The following is an 18,189-nucleotide window of genomic DNA, read 5'->3' on the forward strand; positions in this document are numbered from 1 at the left end:
TTCAAGGCGCCGGGCCGGTTGAAAACTCTGATGCGTGATAGTTAAGAACGCCGGACCCTCCGGTCAAACGCCGTCGCGGAGATTGCGCCCTGCCTGCCTCCGTCATCGTTCCGCCAGAGGCCCGATCGCCCGGGGCCGCGCCGTCTGCCGGTGCGCCCGCAAGGGCCCGCTTCGCCAGCGACCCCGCCGCCTCGCGCGGCCGCCTGGTGCCGGAGCCCGAGAGCGCGACGCGCACCGCCTTCCAGCGCGACCGCGACCGCATCCTGCATTCCACCGCCTTTCGCCGCCTCACCCACAAGACGCAAGTGTTCGTCTCCCACGAGGGCGATCATTTCCGCACGCGCCTCACCCACACGCTCGAGGTGGCGCAGATCGCCCGCTCGATCGCCCGGGCGCTCGGCCTCGACGAGGACCTCACCGAGGCGGTGGCGCTCGCCCACGATCTCGGCCACACGCCGTTCGGCCACGAGGGCGAGGACGTGCTCGACCGCTGCCTCGCCGGCCACGGCGGCTTCGACCACAACGCCCAGAGCCTGCGCATCGTCACCCGGCTCGAGCGCCGCTACGCCGCCTTCGACGGCCTCAACCTCTCATGGGAGGCGATCGAGGGCATCGCCAAGCACAATGGCCCCCTCGTCGGCGCCGATGGCCGCCCGTGCGGGCGCTATGCCCGCCGCCCGCTGCCGCCGATCCTGGCGAACCCGCCCGCCGCCGTGCCGGTGCCACCCGAAGGCTTCGCCTCGGCCGAGGCGCAGGTGGCGGCGATTGCCGACGACATCGCCTACGACGCCCACGACATCGACGACGGCACCCGCGCCGGCCTCGTGCCGGTTGCGGCGTTGGCCGACGTGCCGCTGGTGGGCGACCTCTATGCCGGCGTACGCCGCCGCCACCCCGGCCTCGACGACGGCCGCCTCGTCGCCGAGGTGGTCCGCGAACTGGTCGGGGCGCTGGTCGACGACGTGCTGGCCGAGAGCCGCCGCCGCATCGCCGAGGACGCGCCGCGATCAGCCGACGACGTGCGCGCCGGGACGCGGTCGCTGATCGCCTTCGGGCCGGCCGGGGAGGCGCACGACGCGGCGATCAAGACCTTCCTGTTCGCCTCGCTCTACCGGCACCCGAAGGTGATGGCGATCCGCGCCGAGGCGGGGCAGGTGGTCACCGACCTCTACCGCGCCTTCACCGCCGACCCGACCGCGATGCCGCCCGCCTGGTGCGCCGACCTCGCCAGCGCCGACGAGGGCACGATCGCCCGCCGCGCCGCCGACTACATCGCCGGCATGACCGACCGCTTCGCCCTCAGCGAACACCGCCGCCTGTTTGACGATACGCCGGATTTGCGATAGGCGCCGCGCACCCGCGCCGACCGGTCGACGCGCCGAAAACCCTGAATTCGAGCCTGCCCATGAACCTCCACGCCGACTTCGCCGAGCGCATCCGCACGATCGCCGGCCGCATCGGCCTCGGCACGCCCGAGGCGCTCGCCGCGGCGAAGATCGTCGTCGAGCCGCCGCGCGAGGCCGGCCATGGCGACCTTGCCACCAACGTCGCGATGGTTCTGGCGAAGGCTGCCGGGCGCAAGCCGCGCGAGATCGCCACCGAGGTCGCGGCCCACCTCGTCGACGATCCGGATGTCGCCAGCGCCGAGGTGGCCGGTCCCGGCTTCCTCAACATCCGCCTCGCCGACGCGGTCTGGCCGCGGCTGCTCGCCGCCGTGCTGGAGGAGGGGGCCAACTTCGGCCGTTGCGACGTCGGTGGTGGCCGGCCGATCAACGTCGAATACGTCTCGGCGAACCCGACCGGGCCGATGCACGTCGGCCACTGCCGCGGCGCCGTGTTCGGCGACGCGCTCGCCTCGCTGCTCGCCTTTGCCGGCTACGACGTGACGCGCGAGTACTACATCAACGACGCCGGGGCCCAGGTCGACGTGCTCGCCCGCTCCGCCTTCCACCGCTACCGCGAGGCGCTCGGCGAGGACCTCGGCCCGGTGCCGGAGGGTCTCTACCCGGGTGACTACCTGCTCCCCGTCGGCAAGCATCTCGCCGAGCGCTATGGCGACCTCTTGAAGGGCCAGCCGGAGAGCGAGTGGCTGCCGGTCGTCCGCGCCGTGACCATCGACGCGATGATGGTGATGATCCGCGAGGATCTCGCCGCCCTCAACGTCCGCCACGACGTGTTCTTCTCCGAGCGTTCCCTCGTCTCGAACGGGCGTGACCGGGTGAAGGAAGCGATGGCCGCGCTCGCCGCCCGTGGCCTGCTCTACGAGGGTCGCCTCGAGCCGCCGAAGGGCCAGCCGATCGAGGACTGGGAGGACCGCGAGCAGACGCTGTTCCGGGCGACCGAGTTCGGCGACGACGTCGACCGGCCGCTTCTGAAGTCGGACGGCTCCTACACCTACTTCGCCAACGACATCGCCTACCACTTCGACAAGATGCTGCGCGGCTTCGACCTGATGGTCGATGTCTGGGGCGCCGATCATGGCGGCTATGTGAAGCGGATGACGGCGGCGGTGAAGGCGCTGTCGGACGGCAAGGGCGACCTCGACGTCAAGCTCTGCCAGCTGGTGAAGCTCTTCCGCGGCGGCGAGCCGGTGCGGATGTCGAAGCGCTCGGGCGATTTCGTCACCCTGCGCGACGTCGTCGAGGAGGTCGGCGTCGACGCGGTGCGCTTCATGATGCTCTACCGCAAGAACGACGCGCCGCTCGATTTCGACTTCAAGAAAGTGACGGAACAGTCTAGAGACAATCCGGTTTTCTACGTTCAGTATGCGCACGCCCGGTGCCGCTCGGTGTTCCGCCAGGCGGCCGCCGAGATGCCGGATGTCGCGCTCGACCGCGACAGCCTGCGCACGGCGCCGCTGTCGCGGCTCGTCGATCCCGGCGAGCGGGCGATCATCGCCAAGCTGATGGAGTGGCCTCGGCTCGTCGAGGCCGCGGCGGAGGCGCACGAGCCGCACCGCATCTCCTTCTACCTCTACGATCTCGCCAGCACGCTGCACGGCCATTGGAATCGCGGCAAAGAATCGCCCGACTTACGGTTCATTAACGCCGCCGACAGAGACTCCACTTTGGCTCGACTGGCGCTCGTGGATGCCGTGGCTGAGGTCCTTTCGGTGGGGTTGACCCTGCTCGGAGTGGCCGCGCCGGACGAGATGCGCTGACCCGGGCTGAGAGGCTTCGGACCGACGATTGACGCGCACCGGCGCGTCCGGCGGTGCCGGCCAGCATTTGGGAAGCGTTTCGCCGATGTCGGACCCCCGTTTGCCTGTTCGTCGCGTACCAGCCGCCGCACCTCCCGCAGCCGAGGGCGCGCCCGACGACGATCTGCTTATGGAACTCGCGCGCATCGTCGCCGACTCGGTGCCGCAGGAAGCGCCGCCGACCACGCCCGTGCGGCGCCCGCCGGTGCTGATCGCGCCGCGTCGCCCGGTGACGCCGAACATGCGCCCGCTCCCCTCGGAGCGCGCCGCCGCTGCCGCCCGTGCCGCCGCGGAGGCGGCGAATGCGCCTGCGCCATCGACCCCGACCGACGAGGAGGTGGCAGAGCGCGGCGAGGAAGCTCTCGTCGAGACGCCGGCCGTCGAGGCCGAGACCTCGGCGCCGGCCGAGACGGTCGACGCCGTCGAAGTGATCGAAACCGTCGCAACACCGGCACCCCGAACCGAGCCGGAACCCGAACCCGAGCCCGAGCCCGAGATCGACGAGTTCGAGCGGGCGCTGTCGGCCGAGCTCGGCGCCGCCCCGCTGCGGGCACCGGCCGAAGCGCCGCCGTCCGCGTCGACTCCCGAACCGCGATCGCGTGTCAATCTGACCCGGAACGATACGTCACCTCGGCCTGCCGAGGCGCCGGCCGGCGACGGCCTGCCGGTGTTCGTCCGTCGCCAGCAGGCAGAGGCGGCAGCGCCGCCGGCCGAGCCGTCGCCGCCCGCCGTCGCCGCGACGCTGCCGCCCCGGCCGACCGTCGCCGATCTCGCCGCCGCCCTGTCGCTCGAACTCGACGTCGCCTCCGAATCCGCTCCCGCCGAAACGGACGCCACCCCTCCGCCGGCCGACAAGCGCGATGGGCCGCGGCCCGCCGTCCAGTCCGCGGCGAGCGTCTGGCTCGCCCAGTTGCCCGCCCTGGAGCTGCCGCCGCCGGACGGCGAGGAGCCGGCCGCCGCGTCCTCGGAGGATGCGGAGGCCGACGACGAGCGCGCCCGCCGCATCGCCGAGCGTGAGCAGCGCCGCGAGCAGCGTCGGGCGGCGCGCGCGCAGCGTCGCAGCGAGGAGGAGGCCGATGCCTCCCCGGAGCCGACGCCGGTCCCGGTGGCGCCCGTCGTCGCCGCCGTTGCGGGCGGCCTCGGCAAATCCTCGGACGCGGATACGCCTCGGGCGAAAGACAGGCCAAGGGCGGTCGAGAAGCCGGTCCGTGGCGAGAATCCTCTGGCGAGCGAAAGGCCCGCAGGCACGGCCCGTGCGCCCGCCGACGTTCCCGCGGTCGAGACGACCCGTCCGGTGGCGTCGCCTCGTACGGTCGCCGCGCCGTTCGATTTCGACGCCTTCGAGGCCGAGATCCGCTCCTCGCTCGACGATGGTCCGCTGCCCGAACCAGTCCGCCCGGGATCGGCCCCCAGAGCCGAAGCACCGCGGGCCGAGTCGCCGCGAGCCGAGTCGCCCGCCGTCGTGGCGAAGCCGTCGATCCCCAAGCCGGCGGGTTTGACGCCGGCTTCTGTGCCCGGACGCCCGGGCGAGGCCGCCCCCGCCTCCTTCGCGCCGCCGGTTGCGGCATTGCCGATCGCCGCTTCGGCGGTCGATGAAGGATCCGCCGCGCCGCGACCGCCGAAGGCGCCGGACGACGGCTTCGACCTCGACGCTCTCGAATCCGAGCCCGGCATTTCCGAGGATGCGGTGCTGCCGCCGCATTCCGACGCCGAGCAGCGGGCCTTGCGCTCGGCGATGCGTGGCCGCCGGCGTGCGCCGGTGGTGGCGATTGCCGCGGCCGCGGCCGTCGTGCTGCTCGCCGGTGGCGCCACGGCGTGGTGGCTGATGTCGTCGGAGACCGCCGACGGCCCGCCGCCGCTGATCCAGGCCGAGGTCGACCCGGTCAAGATCGATCCCCCGGTCTCCGAGGCGCGCGATGCCGGCGAGCCCGGCAAGGCCTTCACCGACCGTGTCAGCGAGGCCGGCGATCCCGCCCGCCAGGTCCTCGACCCGGAGGGCCGCCAGACCATCGACCTGCCCATCGCCGGCCGCCAGGCGGGCGACCCGTCGTTGCCGGGCGTTGATACCGACGATCCGCTCGCCCAGCTCGCCGCCGATCCCAACGCGCCCGTCGAGACGTTCGCGCCGGAACCGGCCGCCGAGATGCAGCCGAAGCGGGTGCGCACCGTCGTCGTCCGTCCGGACGGCACCATCGTGCCGCAGCAGGACCTGCCGACGACCGTGACGCCCGAGCCGCAGGCGCCGCCGGCGGCTGGCCTCGCTACCGATCCGGCGACCGTCACCGCCGAGCCCGGTGGCTTCGCGCCTGGCAGCCAGGCCACCACGGCGCCGGCGGCTGATCCCATCCCGGTGCTCGAGCCCGCCGCCGGCGAGGCCGACAGCCTTGCGGGGGCGATCGGCTACCCGATGCCGCGCCGCAAGCCGCTAGTGTTCGACGAGACCGCCGACCTGCAGCCGCGGCCGACCTCGAACCTGCCCGACCCGCTGCCGGCGGCCGCCGGCACGCAGGCGACGCCGGTGTTCGGATCCACACAGGGCGTCGCCACCGGTGCCACCGGGACCCCGTCGTCCGAGCCGGCCACGCCCCTGCCGGCCGCCAGCGCGACCGACGCCGCCGCTGCGGCGCTGGCCCGCGGCACCACGACCGGCGATGTCGCCACCACCGCTCCGGCGACGACGCCGGCGCCGACCGTGACGGCACCGCAGCCCGCCGCGCCGGAGCCCGTTGCCGCAGCCGCACCGGAACCGGTACAGCCGGCGGCCGGCGACGCGGCGTCCGCGGACACGCGCGCCGTCACCACGACGCCGATCCGCGTCGCCACGCCGGCGGCCCGCCAGGACCCGCCGCCCGCGGTCGACACCGCTCCGGCCGCGGTCGAGCCGCCGCTCAGCCTGCCGGCGGTGACGCCGCAGCCGACCGCACCGCAGGCCGCGGCACCGGCCGCCGCGGCGCCGGTCGCGGCCGGTCGCTCCGCCCGGCTGCTGCCGCCCGCCGGTGCCGGCATCAACCCGTTCGCGCCGTCGACCGAGCAGCCGGCACCCGCCGCCGCCGCGCCGCCGCCGCCCGCCGCAACCGAGACGGCGCCGGCACCGGCGGCTGCCGCGCCGGTGGCCGCGACCACCGCTGGCGGCGCCTTCGCGGTGCAGCTCGCCTCGCAGAAGAGCGACGCCGAGGCACGTGCCGCCTACGCCTCGCTGCAGCGCCGCTTCCCGTCGATCCTGGGCGGCCTCAGCCCGGTGATCCAGACGGCCGATGTCGGCACGCGCGGAACCTTCTACCGGGTGCGGCTGCCGTTTGGTTCGGCGACCGAGGCGAACCGCCTCTGCAACGACCTCAAGGCTGCCGGCGGCGACTGCTTCGTCGGACGGAACTGAGCGGCCACCGGGTGGCCGCCGGCTTGACGGCCGGCGGTCCGGCGGCGTCTATGGCCGCCGACCACGAGGCGCACCGATGGCTGTGGAATCGAAGGCCTTCATCACCGGCGCTGCCGGGCTGTCGCTGACGGCGGACGAGCAGGCGTTCCTCGCCGCGGAGCGGCCGTGGGGCCTCATCCTGTTCGCCCGCAACTGCGACACGCCAACCCAGATCATTGATCTCGTATTACGGTTCCGGCAGCTCGTCGGCCGCGCCGACGCGCCGGTGCTGATCGACCAGGAAGGCGGCCGCGTGCAGCGGCTGAAGCCGCCGGGCTGGCGCCGCTACCCGACCGGCCGCGCCTATGGCGAGGTTTACGACGCCGATCCCGCGGCCGGCCGCCGCGCTGCCTTCCTCGGTGCCCGCCTGATCGCCGAGGACCTCGCCGCGCTCGGCATCACCGTCGACTGCCTGCCGGTCGCCGACGTGCCGGCCCCCGACGGCCACGACGTCATCGGCGACCGCGCCTATTCGACCGATCCCGCCGTCGTCGCCGACATGGCACGCGCGGCCGCCGAGGGGCTGATGGCCGGCGGCGTGCTGCCGGTCGTCAAGCACGTGCCCGGCCACGGCCGCGCCCGCGCCGACAGCCACCTGGCACTGCCGGTCGTCGAGACCGATCGCGCCACGCTGGAGGCGATCGACTTCGCGCCGTTCAAGGCGCTCACCGACCTGCCGCTCGCGATGACCGCCCACGTCGTCTACACGGCGATCGATCCGCACGCGCCCGCGACCACCTCGGCTCGCGTGATCGAGGAGGTGATCCGCGGCACGATCGGCTTCGACGGCTGCCTGATGGGCGACGACGTGTCGATGAAGGCGCTCGCCGGCACCATCGACGACCGCACGCGCGCTCTGTTTTCCGCCGGCTGCGATCTCGCCCTCCACTGCAACGGCGACTTCTCCGAGATGCGGGACGTCGCCGCGGCGACGCCGGTGCTCGCCGGGGAGGCGGAACGCCGGGCCTCGGCGGCGCTCGCGCGGCTGACGGCGCCCGAGCCCTTCGACCGTGACGAGGCGGTGGCCGTCGTGGAGAGGCTCACGGCGGTTGCCGGGGCGGTCGCGTGACACCCCCGGCGGGTGAGCCCGACGCCCCCGCGGACGGCCTGCTCGCCGGCTGGGAGGCACCGGTTCGCGACGGACTGGCGGCGCGCGACGGTGACGCGGCCGAATCCCTGATCGTCGATGTCGAAGGCTTCGAGGGACCGCTCGACCTGCTGCTCGCACTGGCACGCACCCAGAAGGTCGATCTCGCGCGCATCTCCATCCTGGCGCTGGTTGACCAGTATCTCGCCTTCATCGGCGAGGCGCGGCGCCTCAGGCTCGAACTCGCCGCCGACTATCTCGTCATGGCCGCCTGGCTCACCTACCTGAAGTCGCGCCTGCTGCTGCCGCCGCCGCCGCCCGAGGACGGGCCGAGCGGCGAGGAACTCGCCGACGCACTGGCCTTCCGCCTGCGCCGGCTGGAGGCGATGCGCGGCGCCGCTGCCCGCCTCGCCGGCCGGGCGCGCCTCGGCCGCGACGTCTTCGCGCGCGGGGCTCCCGAGACACTGGCGACGACGACGCGGCCGCTCTGGCAGGCGAGCCTCTATGACCTCGTCGCCGCCTATGCCTCGCAGCGCCAGCGCCAGGCGGTGACGACGATCCGCCTCTCGCGCCGGGCGGTGTGGTCGCTGGTTGATGCCCGCGCCATCCTGGAGCGGCTGGTCGGCAGGGTGGCCGCCTGGACCGAGCTCGACGTGCTGATGGCGAGCTATCTCGCCGACCCGTCCGAGCGCACGACCGTGCGCGCGAGCACCTTTACCGCGAGCCTGGAGCTTGCCAAGGAAGGGGTGGTGGAGATCGCCCAGACGGCCGCCTTCGCGCCGATTTTCGTGCGCGCCCGCACCACCGCGGAGCCGGCCGATGGCTGAGCGCGGCACCATCGCCAGCCTGCCGGGGGCGGCGGGGCTGCGCGAGCACCTGCGGATCGTCGAGGCGGTGATCTTCGCGAGCGCGGTGCCGGTCGACGAGGCGGAGCTGGCGACGCACCTTCCGGCCGGCACCGACCTGTCACGACTGCTCGGCGAACTGCAGTCGGCCTATGCCGGCCGCGGCGTCAATCTCGTCGCGGTGGCCGGCGGCTGGGCGTTCCGGACGGCCGAGGACCTCGCGCCGCTGCTGCGCCGCGAGCAGGCCGAGCCGCGCAAGCTGTCGCGGGCGGCTCTGGAGACGCTCGCCATCATCGCCTACCACCAGCCGGCGACGCGGGCCGAGATCGAGGAGATCCGCGGCGTCGCAACCGCGAAGGGGACGCTCGACGTGCTGCTCGAGAGCGGCTGGGTGCGGATGCGCGGGCGGCGCAAGTCGCCGGGCCGGCCGATCACCTACGGCACGACGCCGGCCTTCCTCGACCATTTCGGGCTCGAGCGCATCGGCGACCTGCCGGGGCTCGAGGAACTGAAGGGGGCCGGACTGCTCGATACGCTGCCGCAGGCGACGCTCGCCGCCCCGCGCGACGAGCCGGACCTTTTCGACGACGAGGAGCCATTGGGCGCCCTCGGCGAGGACGAAGCCGCCGCGGCTGACGAGGACGTGTCGTGACGGAAAAGCCTGAAGAGCCGACGCGGCTCGTCTTCGAGCGGGTGTCGCGCCGGTTCGGTGCCCATGCGGCCGTTCACGAGGTGAGCCTCGCCGTGCGTGCCGGCGAGGTGCTGTGCCTGCTCGGCCCGTCCGGCTGCGGAAAGACGACGCTGCTGCGGATCGCCGCCGGCATCGAACGCCAGGATGCCGGGCGCGTCCTCATCGACGGCGAGGAGGTGGCAGGCCCCGAGCGGGTGCTGCCGCCGGAGGCGCGCAATGTCGGGCTGGTCTTCCAGGACTATGCGCTGTTTCCGCACCTGACGATCCTCGACAATGTGCGCTTCGGGCTCTCCGGCAGACCGTCGGCGGAGGCGCGGGAGACCGCGCTGGCGGCGCTGCAGTCGGTCGGCCTCGCCCACCTCGCCGACTCCTATCCGCACCGGCTCTCCGGCGGCGAGCAGCAGCGGGCTGCGCTCGCACGGGCGCTGGTGCCGCAGCCGCGCGTGCTCCTCATGGACGAGCCGTTCTCCGGCCTCGATACGCGCCTGCGCGACCGTGTCCGCGACGAGACGATGGCGCTGCTGCGGGCGCGGGGGGCGACCGCCGTCGTCGTCACCCACGATCCGGAGGAGGCGCTGCGCATCGGCGACCGCATCGCCCTGATGCGCGACGGCCGGATCGTCCAGCTCGGCAGCCCCGAGGACCTCTACCATCGCCCCGTCGACCTCGAGGCGGCGCGCTTCTTCTGCGAGACCAACGAGTTCGCCGGCCGCGTCGAGGCGGGCAGGGTGGTGACGCCGGTCGGCAGCTATCCGCTCGGTTCCCCGTCGGCCGGCGGCTCGCGGCCCGAGGGGGCCGTGGTCGCGGGCGTCCGCCCGCACGATCTCCTGGTGCGGGCCGACGTCGCCGGCGCCGAGGGGGTTGCCGCAACGGTGATCGGACGCCATTTCCTTGGAGGAGCCGATCACCTCGACCTCGCCGTCCAGGGCGTCGAGGGGACGGTGTGGGCGAGGGTTCCGGCGCCGAGCCGCCACCGTGAGGGTGAGCGGGTCCGGGTGAGCGTCGACGGAGGCAGGGTCCTGGTGTTCGCGCCGTGAGCGGACGGGGCGCCGGACCTTCGGTAGCGGCATAGGGCCGCGCCGATCGCAGGCGGGCTTGTTGCGGCGCCGGGTGCTTTGCTGCAATAGTCCCGCGGAAAGAAGGTCCCCTGGGACCGACATCCGACGAGGAGTAGCCGCACATGGGTGCGTTCAGTTTCTGGCACATTCTCATCGTCGCGGCGGTGGTGATCCTGTTGTTCGGCCGCGGCAAGATCTCCGAGCTGATGGGCGACGTCGCCAAGGGCATCAAGAGCTTCAAGAAGGGCTTGTCCGAGGACGAGACCACGGCCGCCGCGCCGCCGCCGGCGACGCCGCCGCGTGCTATCGACCACGAGCCGGTGGAGCCGGTGCGCGTCGAGAAGGCCGAGGAGCGCTCGAAGGTCGGCTGAAGGCCGTCCTTTGACCGAGGCATTCCGTTGACCGTCTTCTCGCCGGCCGCTCGCGGCCGGCTCGCCCGCGCCCGGCACCCCCTGCATGTTTGACATCGGTTGGACCGAACTGCTCGTCATCGCCATGGTGGCGATCATCGTCGTCGGCCCGAAGGAGCTGCCGCGCATGCTGCGCACCTTCGGCAGCATGCTCGGCAAGATGCGGCGCATGGCCGGCGAGTTCCAGTCGCAGTTCAACGACGTGCTGCGCGAAGCGGAACGCCAGGCCGACCTCGACGACGTCAAGAAGCAGGTGGAATCGGCGCGCAAGTTCGATCCGCTGAAGGACGTGCGCGAGAGCCTGACGAACGCCGTCTCGACCCCGAAGACGCCAACGCCGGCGACGCCGGCCGCCGCGAGCCCGCTGCCTCCCGCGACTGCGGTGACGCCCGCGGCCGACGCAGCGCCGCTGACGGCGGCGGAGGCCGGTGCTGCGCCTTCGGGTGAGATCGCAGCCGCGCCGTTGCCGCCTGCTTCGCCGGCGCCTGTTCCGGCGGCTGAGGAGCCCAAGCCGATACCCACGATCGAAACTCCGCCGCCGGCGGCGCCCACCGCCCCGGTTGCGCCCGCCGCATCCGCTCCGGTGGAGGCGGTCCCGACGCCCGCCGCACCCGAGGCCCCTAAGCCTGCTTCCGGCGGAGGAGCCGCATGAAGACCCCCGAGGACGAGGACGAGATCGAGGCCTCGCGCGCCCCGCTCATCGAGCATCTGGTCGAGCTGCGCTCGCGCCTGATCAAGACGGTGCTGGCGATCGTCGTCGCCTTCATCGTCTGCTTCTATTTCGCCACCGACGTCTTCAACATCCTGATCATTCCGTACGAGAACGCCGTCGGCGACACCAAGCCGATCGAGATGATCTATACGGCGCCGCAGGAATATTTCTTCACGCAGCTGAAGCTGGCGCTCTTCGGGGCGCTGTTTATCGCCTTCCCGGTCATCGCCAGCCAGATCTACATGTTCGTGGCGCCGGGGCTCTATCGCAACGAGCGCAGCGCGTTCCTGCCGTTCCTGGTGGCGACGCCGATCCTGTTCCTGATCGGCGCGTCGCTGGTGTTCTTCTTCGTGATGCCGGTGGCGCTCGCCTTCTTCCTGTCGATGGAGCAGCACGGCGGGGCGGGTGAGGCCTCGATCATCCTGCTGCCGCGGGTGAGCGAATATCTCGGTCTGATCATGGTGCTGATCTTCGCCTTCGGCCTGGTGTTCCAGCTGCCGGTGGTGCTGACGCTGCTCGGCCGCGCCGGCCTGGTGACGGCCGCCGGCCTGCGCCAGAAGCGGCGCTGGGCGATCGTCATCGCCTTCATCGTCGCGGCGGTGCTGACGCCGCCCGATCCGATCAGCCAGATCTCCCTTGCGATCCCGGCGATGCTTCTCTACGAGGTCTCGATCCTGGCGGTCCGGCAGATCGAGCGGTCGCGCGAGAAGGCCGAGCGGGAACGCGACGCCGCCGCCTGAGCGCCGGCCGCCGCCAGCCCGTTTCCCGCCCGGCCGGTCCGTTTGCCGCCGGCCTCCGCCCGGAGTTCTTCCGATGCTCGACGTCCGCTGGATCCGTGAGGAGCCCGCCGCGCTCGACCGTGCGCTCGCCCGCCGCCATTCCGCGGCGCGCGCCGGCGACATCCTCGCCCTCGACGAGCGCCGCCGTTCGCTGATCGCCTCGCTGCAGGCGATGCAGGAGCGCCGCAACGCGGCGTCGAAGGAGATCGGCGCAGCGAAGGCGGCCAAGGACGAGGCGCGTGCGGCTGCCCTGATGGCCGAGGTGACCGAGCTCAAGACGCGGATGCCGGAGGACGAGGTGGCGCTGAAGGCGGCGGAGGCAGCCCTCGACGCCGCGCTTGCCGAGCTGCCGAACGTGCCGCTCGACGAGGTGCCCGAAGGCGCCGACGAGAAGGACAATCTCGAGCTCCGCCAGGTCGGTGCGCGCCCCGCCTTCGACTTCACGCCGCGCCAGCACTTCGAGATCGGCGAGGCGCTCGGGCTGATGGACTTCGAGGCCGCCTCGAAGCTCTCCGGCGCGCGCTTCGTCGTGCTGAAGGGCGCGCTCGCCCGGCTCGAGCGGGCGCTCGGGCAGTTCATGCTCGACCTGCACACCGACCAGCACGGCTACACCGAGGTGCAGCCGCCGCTGCTCGTCAAGGACGCCGCGCTCTACGGCACGGCGCAACTGCCGAAGTTCGCCGAGGACCAGTTTCGCACCACCGACGGGTTCTGGCTGATCCCGACCGCCGAGGTGCCGCTGACGAACCTCGTGCGCGAGCAGATGCTGGACGAGGCAGCGCTGCCGCTGCGCTTCACGGCGCTCACCCCCTGTTTCCGTTCGGAAGCCGGCTCCGCCGGGCGCGACACCCGCGGGATGCTGCGCCAGCACCAGTTCGACAAGGTCGAGATGGTGTCGATCACCACGCCGGAGACCTCGATCGAGGAGCACGAGCGGATGACCGGCTGCGCCGAGGCCGTGCTGAAGGCGCTGGGGTTGCCGTACCGCGTCGTCGTGCTGTGCACCGGCGACATGGGCTTTGCTTCGCAGAAGACCTACGACATCGAGGTGTGGCTGCCGGGGCAGGACACCTTCCGCGAGATCTCGTCCTGCTCTGTCTGCGGCGACTTCCAGGCGCGGCGGATGAACGCCCGCTATCGCCCGGCCGAGGGCAAGGGGCCGCGCTATGTCCACACCCTCAACGGGTCGGGCATCGCGGTCGGCCGTGCGCTGATCGCGGTGATGGAGAACTACCAGACCGCCGACGGCGCCGTCATGGTGCCGGAGGTGTTGAGGCCGTACATGGGCGGCATCACCAAGATCGAACGGGCCGCCTGATGCGCATTCTCATCACCAACGACGACGGCATCCACGCGCCGGGACTGAAGACGCTGGAGACGATCGCCCGGGCGCTCTCCGACGACGTGTGGGTGGTGGCGCCGGAGACCGACCAGTCGGGCTCGGCGCACTCGCTGACGCTGTCGGATCCGCTGCGCGTGCGCGAGGTGTCGAAGCAGCACTTTGCGGTGAAGGGCACGCCGACCGACTGCGTGATCATCGCGCTCAAGAACCTGATGAAGAGCCCGCCGGACCTCGTGCTCTCCGGCGTCAACCGCGGGCAGAACCTCGCCGAGGACGTCACCTATTCGGGCACCGTCGCCGGCGCCATGGAGGGGACGCTGCTCGGCGTCCGCTCGATCGCGCTGTCGCAGGCCTATTCGGCGGCGACGCGCGGCCAGCCGCGCTACGAGACGGCGGAGGCGCTCGGGCCGGAGCTCGTCGACCGGCTGGCGAAGATCGAGGTGCCGCCGGGCACGCTGTTCAACGTCAACTTCCCCGACCGCGAGCCGGACGGCGTCACCGGCGTCGCCGTGACGACCCAGGGCCGCCGCGACCAGGAGCTCTTGTCGATCGACGCCCGCATGGACGGGCGCGGGTTCCCCTACTACTGGATCGTCTTCGGCCGCTCGCCGTTCGAGACGGTGGAGGGTTCGGACCTGCGCGCCATCGCCGAGGGCAAGATTTCCGTGACGCCGCTGAGACTCGACCTGACGGCCCACGAATTGCGTGCCAAGCTCGCTGCCTCGATCGAACGTTGAGGCGGCGATGGCGGGGCGCGACGGCGACAGCCATGAGGGGGACGAGGACCGCGACCGCGTCTCCCGCGCCGGCTTCACGCTCGGCCTGAGGCGGCACGGCATCCGTGACCTGCGCGTGCTCTCGGCGATGGAGCAGGTGCCGCGCAAGCTGTTCCTGCCGGCCCATCTGCATGCCGACGCCTATACCGACCGGGCGCTGCCGATCGAGTGCGGCCAGACGATCTCGCAGCCCTCGCTGGTGGCGATGATGACGGAGGCGCTCGGCGTGCAGCCGGGCGACCGCGTGCTCGAGGTCGGCACCGGCTCGGGCTACCAGGCGGCGGTGCTGTCGAAGCTCGCGCGCGAGGTCTACACGATCGAGCGCTTCCGCTCGCTGCTGTCGCTCGCCGAGGAGCGCTTCGCCGCGCTTCGGCTCTCCAACATCATGACCAAGCTCGACGACGGGGCGCTCGGCTGGCCGGAGAAGGCGCCGTTCGACCGCATCGTCGTCACCGCCGCCGCAGCCGAACTGCCCGAGGCGCTCGTCGCGCAGCTGAAGATCGGCGGCGTCATGGTGGTGCCGGTCGGGCCGGCGGGCAGCGTCCAGACGCTCCTGAAGATCGTCCGCACGCCCGAGGGCTATACGCCGGCGGCACTCGCCGAGGTGCGCTTCGTGCCGATGGTGGCGGGGGTCGCGAGCCGGCTATAGAGGCGAAAACGGGAATAATTGCTGTTCCCTCATCGCCATTAAGCCTTCGTCAACGCTGATTCCGTCTACTCGTCCTCGAAGTTTTCGGCCTTCGACGGGTAGGTGCCATGCAGCGCGGAACTGAGATTCGGCGATCGAGGAACATCCTCCGCGTGTCGGCGGCGATGCTCGCGGCGGCCGGCGTCGCCGGGTGTTCCGGCGACTTCTCGCGCCTGTCGATGGGGCCGATGTTCACCGCCTCCACCGACAACCAGCGCGCCGTGATGGGCGCCAACCCCGAACAGGACATCGTCACCGGCTCGGTGCCCTCCGGCACCGTCCAGACGACGGCACTGGCGCCGCCCGGCGGCGCCCACGTGTCGGCCGCGACGGGTCCGGCCCGGCAGTACCGCGGCTGGACGACGATGGGCGGCACGACCGTGACGGTCGCGGCCGGCGACACCGCCACGACGCTGTCGCGCCGCTACGGCGTGCCGGAGGACGCGCTGCTCGCCACCAACGGCATGACGAACGCCCAGCAGATCGTTCCCGGCCGCCACGTCGTCATCCCGGTGTTCTCGTCGGGTGGGGCGGCGGTCGCCGCCGCGCCGGCCGCCGGCGGCATGCCGGCGACGCACAAGGTGGTGGCCGGCGACACGCTGCTGTCGATCGCCCGCACCTACGGCGTGCCGGCGTCCTCGATCGCCCAGGCGAACGGCCTGCCGGACAACGGCATCGTCAAGCTCGGCCAGACGCTGCGCATCCCCGGCGCGACCGGCGCCAACACCCGCGTCGCCGCACTGCCGACCGCCAACGACGCGATGCCGGCGAAGGCGCCGGACGTGAAGCCGGTGACGCCGGCTCCCGTCGCCGCTGGCACGCCGCCGACGACCCTCGACGCCCAGGCGCAGGCGCCGGCCGCCGCCGCCGCGCCGACGGAGGTCGCCTCGCTGCCGGCGCTCGCAGGACAGGCTGGTGCGACCGCCACCGATGCCGCTCCCGCGGCCGCCGAGAGCCCGGAGGAGGCCGGCTCCGGCTTCCGCTGGCCGGCGCGCGGCCGCATCGTCGCCGGCTTCGGCCGCCGCCCGAACGGCGAGCAGAACGACGGCATCAACATCGCGCTTCCCGAGGGCACGCCGATCAAGGCGGCGGAATCGGGCACCGTCATCTACGCCGGCAATGAACTGACGGGCTTCGGCAACCTCGTGCTCGTCCGCCACGCCGACGGCTGGGTGACCGCCTACGCCCACGCCAAGGAGATCACCGTCGCCCGCGGCGCGGAAGTCCGGCGCGGCCAGGTGATCGGCACGGTGGGTGCCACCGGCGCGGTGAACCAGCCGCAGCTGCACTTCGAGCTGCGCAAGGGCTCCACCCCGGTCGATCCGCTGCCGCACCTGTCGGGTGCGTGAGACGAGGCGCCGGGGCGCCACCGCGCTCCAGAAACGTGATTTCGAAGGCCCGCCGGTCGCCCAGGCGGGCCTTCGGCGTTCCGGGGCTCGCTCAGGAGGCGGCGGACGTGCCGAGGCGGCCCGCGAGGTCCTGGACGAACTGCCAGGCGACGCGGCCCGAGCGGGCGCCGCGGGTGGTCGCCCACTCGAGCGCGTCGGCGCGCAGAGCGTCGGGCTCGACGGAAAGGCCGAGGTGGTCGGCGTAGCCGGTGACCATCGCGAGATATTCGTCCTGGCTGCATTTATGGAAGCCGAGCCAGAGGCCGAAGCGGTCGGACAGCGACACCTTCTCCTCGATCGCCTCGCCGGGATTGATGGCGGTGGCGCGCTCGTTCTCGATCATGTCGCGCGGCAACAGGTGGCGGCGGTTGGAGGTGGCGTAGAACAGCACGTTCTCCGGCCGCCCCTCGACGCCGCCCTCGAGCACCGCCTTCAGCGACTTGTAGGAGGTGTCGCCGGCGTCGAAGGAGAGGTCGTCGCAGAAGACGAGGAAGCGGTGTTCCGAGCCGCGCGCGAGCGTCAGCAGGGCCGGCAGCGTCTCGATGTCCTCGCGGTGGATCTCGACGAGTTTGAGGCGGCTTGCCGAACCCGCGCGCGCCAGCGCCGCGTCGACCTCGGCGTGCGCCGCCTTGACGAGCGAGGACTTGCCCATGCCGCGGGCGCCCCAGAGGAGGGCGTTGTTGGCCGGCAGGCCGCGGGCGAAGCGGTCGGTGTTGTCGACGAGCTGGTCGCGCACCCGGTCGATGCCCTTCAGCAGCGCCATCTCGACCCGGTTGACCTTTGCCACCGGCTCGAGCCCGACCGGGTCGGCGTGCCAGACGAAGGCGTCCGCCGCGTCGAGGTCGACGGGGACCGCGGCCGGCGGCGCCGCCCGCTCGAGGACGGCGATCAGGCGGTCGAGCTTGGCGGCGAGGATCGCCAGGGCGTCGTCGGACACGATGGGCAACTCCGGAGCGCAGGGAGCGGGCAGGCGAGGGGCGTTTAGCACGGCCGTACGCGCGCGCGAAGCTGTCCCCCTGCAGGCCCGCGATTGGCTCATCTGGTGACGGCGGTCACAGAAGTCTCTGCCCAGTCCAAGTAAATCCAATGATGCGGGGGCAAGCTGCTTCGCCGGATGACATCTGGTTGCAAAGCACCTGACACTGTGGAGCGAAAAAAATGAAGAGTTTTGCAGTATCGCTCATTGCCGCGACCACCGCAGCTACGGTTCTGGCGGCGCCGGTCGGCGCCATCGCGGCTCAGTCCAAGCTCATGCCGCAGTCAAGCGAGAGCCTCGCACCGAAGGCCAAGGGTCCGAAGCCCTACCAGGCGTCCCAGATCGCGACCTGCGGCGGCCAAGCTTGCGAGGTGAAGTTCGGCAAGAAAGCCAACAAGGTGCGTCGCGTAACCGACATCTCCTGCCTCTTCGCGTCGTCTGCAGGTATGGGGCTTGGCGCACTCATTCGCATCGACGAGCAACAGATCAGCTATCTGCCCCTCAACTCGCGCGGTCCATTCGGTGCTGGCGAATTCGCGTCCGGAGCCCTCGCGATCGACTTCGCCATCCTCGGCGGTCAGACGCTGACGGTCGAGTTCATCTCCAGCGATGCTGCGAGCGGTGGCAACTGCGTCATCAACGGCACGATCGACTAGCGCGCGGGATCTGCCTGTCTGGATCTCTCGCCCGTCCAAGTGCCGAGAGATCTGGCACCGCTGTTCGAGTGATGCGCAGTGCAGACGGGTCATTCTGTTTCTCGTCATGCAGGACTGCAGTCGTCCAAGTCATCAAGGGTGGAGGATACAATGAATTTTCGCCATGT

General features: G+C 72.0%; 16 protein-coding genes. 15 read left to right on the forward strand and 1 reads right to left on the reverse strand.

The features are described from left to right. Positions 1-104: 104 nt before the first annotated feature. The 14 genes from RUR49_RS03295 (at position 105) to RUR49_RS03360 (ending at position 16,351) form a co-directional block, all read left to right on the forward strand. Complete coding sequence (locus RUR49_RS03295) at positions 105-1,346, forward strand: deoxyguanosinetriphosphate triphosphohydrolase (protein WP_409144874.1); 1,242 nt, start codon at positions 105-107, stop codon at positions 1,344-1,346. Between the two features lie 59 nt (positions 1,347-1,405). Continuing rightward, a complete protein-coding gene (gene argS / locus RUR49_RS03300) occupies positions 1,406-3,160 on the forward strand; it encodes an arginine--tRNA ligase (RefSeq protein ID WP_409144859.1) in 1,755 nt (584 codons plus the stop codon). Positions 3,161-3,329: 169 nt separating this feature from the next. Beyond that, positions 3,330-6,575 carry an SPOR domain-containing protein gene (locus RUR49_RS03305; RefSeq protein WP_409144860.1) on the forward strand — a complete coding sequence of 1,082 codons (3,246 nt, stop codon included), beginning with the start codon at positions 3,330-3,332 and terminating at the stop codon, positions 6,573-6,575. An 82-nt stretch (positions 6,576-6,657) separates the two neighbouring features. Beyond that, complete coding sequence (nagZ, locus tag RUR49_RS03310; protein ID WP_409144875.1) at positions 6,658-7,683, forward strand: beta-N-acetylhexosaminidase; 1,026 nt, start codon at positions 6,658-6,660, stop codon at positions 7,681-7,683. Between the two features lie 74 nt (positions 7,684-7,757). Then, positions 7,758-8,528 (forward strand): segregation and condensation protein A, encoded by a 771-nt coding sequence (locus RUR49_RS03315; protein WP_409144876.1) that lies wholly within the window; start codon positions 7,758-7,760, stop codon positions 8,526-8,528. Beyond that, positions 8,521-9,198, forward strand: coding sequence for an SMC-Scp complex subunit ScpB (gene scpB / locus RUR49_RS03320; protein WP_409144861.1), 678 nt, complete (start codon positions 8,521-8,523; stop codon positions 9,196-9,198). Before RUR49_RS03315 ends, scpB begins: the two co-directional genes overlap by 8 nt. Continuing rightward, positions 9,195-10,274 (forward strand): ABC transporter ATP-binding protein, encoded by a 1,080-nt coding sequence (locus RUR49_RS03325; protein ID WP_409144862.1) that lies wholly within the window; start codon positions 9,195-9,197, stop codon positions 10,272-10,274. The genes scpB and RUR49_RS03325 overlap by 4 nt, the downstream gene beginning before the upstream one ends. 143 nt (positions 10,275-10,417) lie before the next feature. Further along, positions 10,418-10,666 (forward strand): twin-arginine translocase TatA/TatE family subunit, encoded by a 249-nt coding sequence (locus tag RUR49_RS03330; RefSeq protein ID WP_409144863.1) that lies wholly within the window; start codon positions 10,418-10,420, stop codon positions 10,664-10,666. A gap of 85 nt (positions 10,667-10,751) precedes the next feature. Next, positions 10,752-11,357 (forward strand): Sec-independent protein translocase protein TatB, encoded by a 606-nt coding sequence (gene tatB / locus RUR49_RS03335; protein ID WP_409144864.1) that lies wholly within the window; start codon positions 10,752-10,754, stop codon positions 11,355-11,357. Then, a complete protein-coding gene (gene tatC / locus RUR49_RS03340) occupies positions 11,354-12,157 on the forward strand; it encodes a twin-arginine translocase subunit TatC (RefSeq protein ID WP_409144865.1) in 804 nt (267 codons plus the stop codon). Before tatB ends, tatC begins: the two co-directional genes overlap by 4 nt. A 73-nt stretch (positions 12,158-12,230) precedes the next feature. Next, positions 12,231-13,514 (forward strand): serine--tRNA ligase, encoded by a 1,284-nt coding sequence (gene serS / locus RUR49_RS03345; protein WP_409144866.1) that lies wholly within the window; start codon positions 12,231-12,233, stop codon positions 13,512-13,514. After that, the gene (gene surE, locus RUR49_RS03350; protein WP_409144867.1) at positions 13,514-14,275 is read left to right on the forward strand and encodes a 5'/3'-nucleotidase SurE; all 762 of its coding nucleotides are present in this window, start codon (positions 13,514-13,516) and stop codon (positions 14,273-14,275) included. Before serS ends, surE begins: the two co-directional genes overlap by 1 nt. A gap of 7 nt (positions 14,276-14,282) precedes the next feature. Further along, the gene (locus RUR49_RS03355) at positions 14,283-14,963 is read left to right on the forward strand and encodes a protein-L-isoaspartate(D-aspartate) O-methyltransferase (RefSeq protein WP_409144868.1); all 681 of its coding nucleotides are present in this window, start codon (positions 14,283-14,285) and stop codon (positions 14,961-14,963) included. Positions 14,964-15,115: 152 nt separating this feature from the next. Beyond that, positions 15,116-16,351 carry a peptidoglycan DD-metalloendopeptidase family protein gene (locus RUR49_RS03360; RefSeq protein WP_409144869.1) on the forward strand — a complete coding sequence of 412 codons (1,236 nt, stop codon included), beginning with the start codon at positions 15,116-15,118 and terminating at the stop codon, positions 16,349-16,351. A 91-nt stretch (positions 16,352-16,442) separates the two neighbouring features. Here the strand turns inward: RUR49_RS03360 and RUR49_RS03365 are convergent, their stop codons facing one another. Continuing rightward, complete coding sequence (locus RUR49_RS03365; protein ID WP_409144870.1) at positions 16,443-17,327, reverse strand: ATP-binding protein; 885 nt, start codon at positions 17,325-17,327, stop codon at positions 16,443-16,445. 221 nt (positions 17,328-17,548) lie between these two features. On the opposite strand from RUR49_RS03365, the gene RUR49_RS03370 reads away from it, so the two are divergent. Beyond that, complete coding sequence (locus tag RUR49_RS03370) at positions 17,549-18,022, forward strand: hypothetical protein (protein WP_409144871.1); 474 nt, start codon at positions 17,549-17,551, stop codon at positions 18,020-18,022. Positions 18,023-18,189 lie beyond the last annotated feature (167 nt).

Source organism: Pseudoxanthobacter sp. M-2 (genome assembly GCF_046156265.1).
Taxonomy (GTDB): Bacteria; Pseudomonadota; Alphaproteobacteria; order Rhizobiales; family Segnochrobactraceae; genus CAMDHY01.

Bases quoted from the DNA above. Each gene is read 5' to 3' on its own strand.
- argS (WP_409144859.1), top strand. From the start codon at position 1,406: ATGAACCTCCACGCCGACTTCGCCGAGCGCATCCGCACGATCGCCGGC.
- RUR49_RS03305 (WP_409144860.1), top strand. From the start codon at position 3,330: ATGGAACTCGCGCGCATCGTCGCCGACTCGGTGCCGCAGGAAGCGCCG.
- scpB (WP_409144861.1), top strand. From the start codon at position 8,521: ATGGCTGAGCGCGGCACCATCGCCAGCCTGCCGGGGGCGGCGGGGCTG.
- RUR49_RS03330 (WP_409144863.1), top strand. From the start codon at position 10,418: ATGGGTGCGTTCAGTTTCTGGCACATTCTCATCGTCGCGGCGGTGGTG.
- tatB (WP_409144864.1), top strand. From the start codon at position 10,752: ATGTTTGACATCGGTTGGACCGAACTGCTCGTCATCGCCATGGTGGCG.
- tatC (WP_409144865.1), top strand. From the start codon at position 11,354: ATGAAGACCCCCGAGGACGAGGACGAGATCGAGGCCTCGCGCGCCCCG.
- serS (WP_409144866.1), top strand. From the start codon at position 12,231: ATGCTCGACGTCCGCTGGATCCGTGAGGAGCCCGCCGCGCTCGACCGT.
- surE (WP_409144867.1), top strand. From the start codon at position 13,514: ATGCGCATTCTCATCACCAACGACGACGGCATCCACGCGCCGGGACTG.
- RUR49_RS03355 (WP_409144868.1), top strand. From the start codon at position 14,283: ATGGCGGGGCGCGACGGCGACAGCCATGAGGGGGACGAGGACCGCGAC.
- RUR49_RS03370 (WP_409144871.1), top strand. From the start codon at position 17,549: ATGAAGAGTTTTGCAGTATCGCTCATTGCCGCGACCACCGCAGCTACG.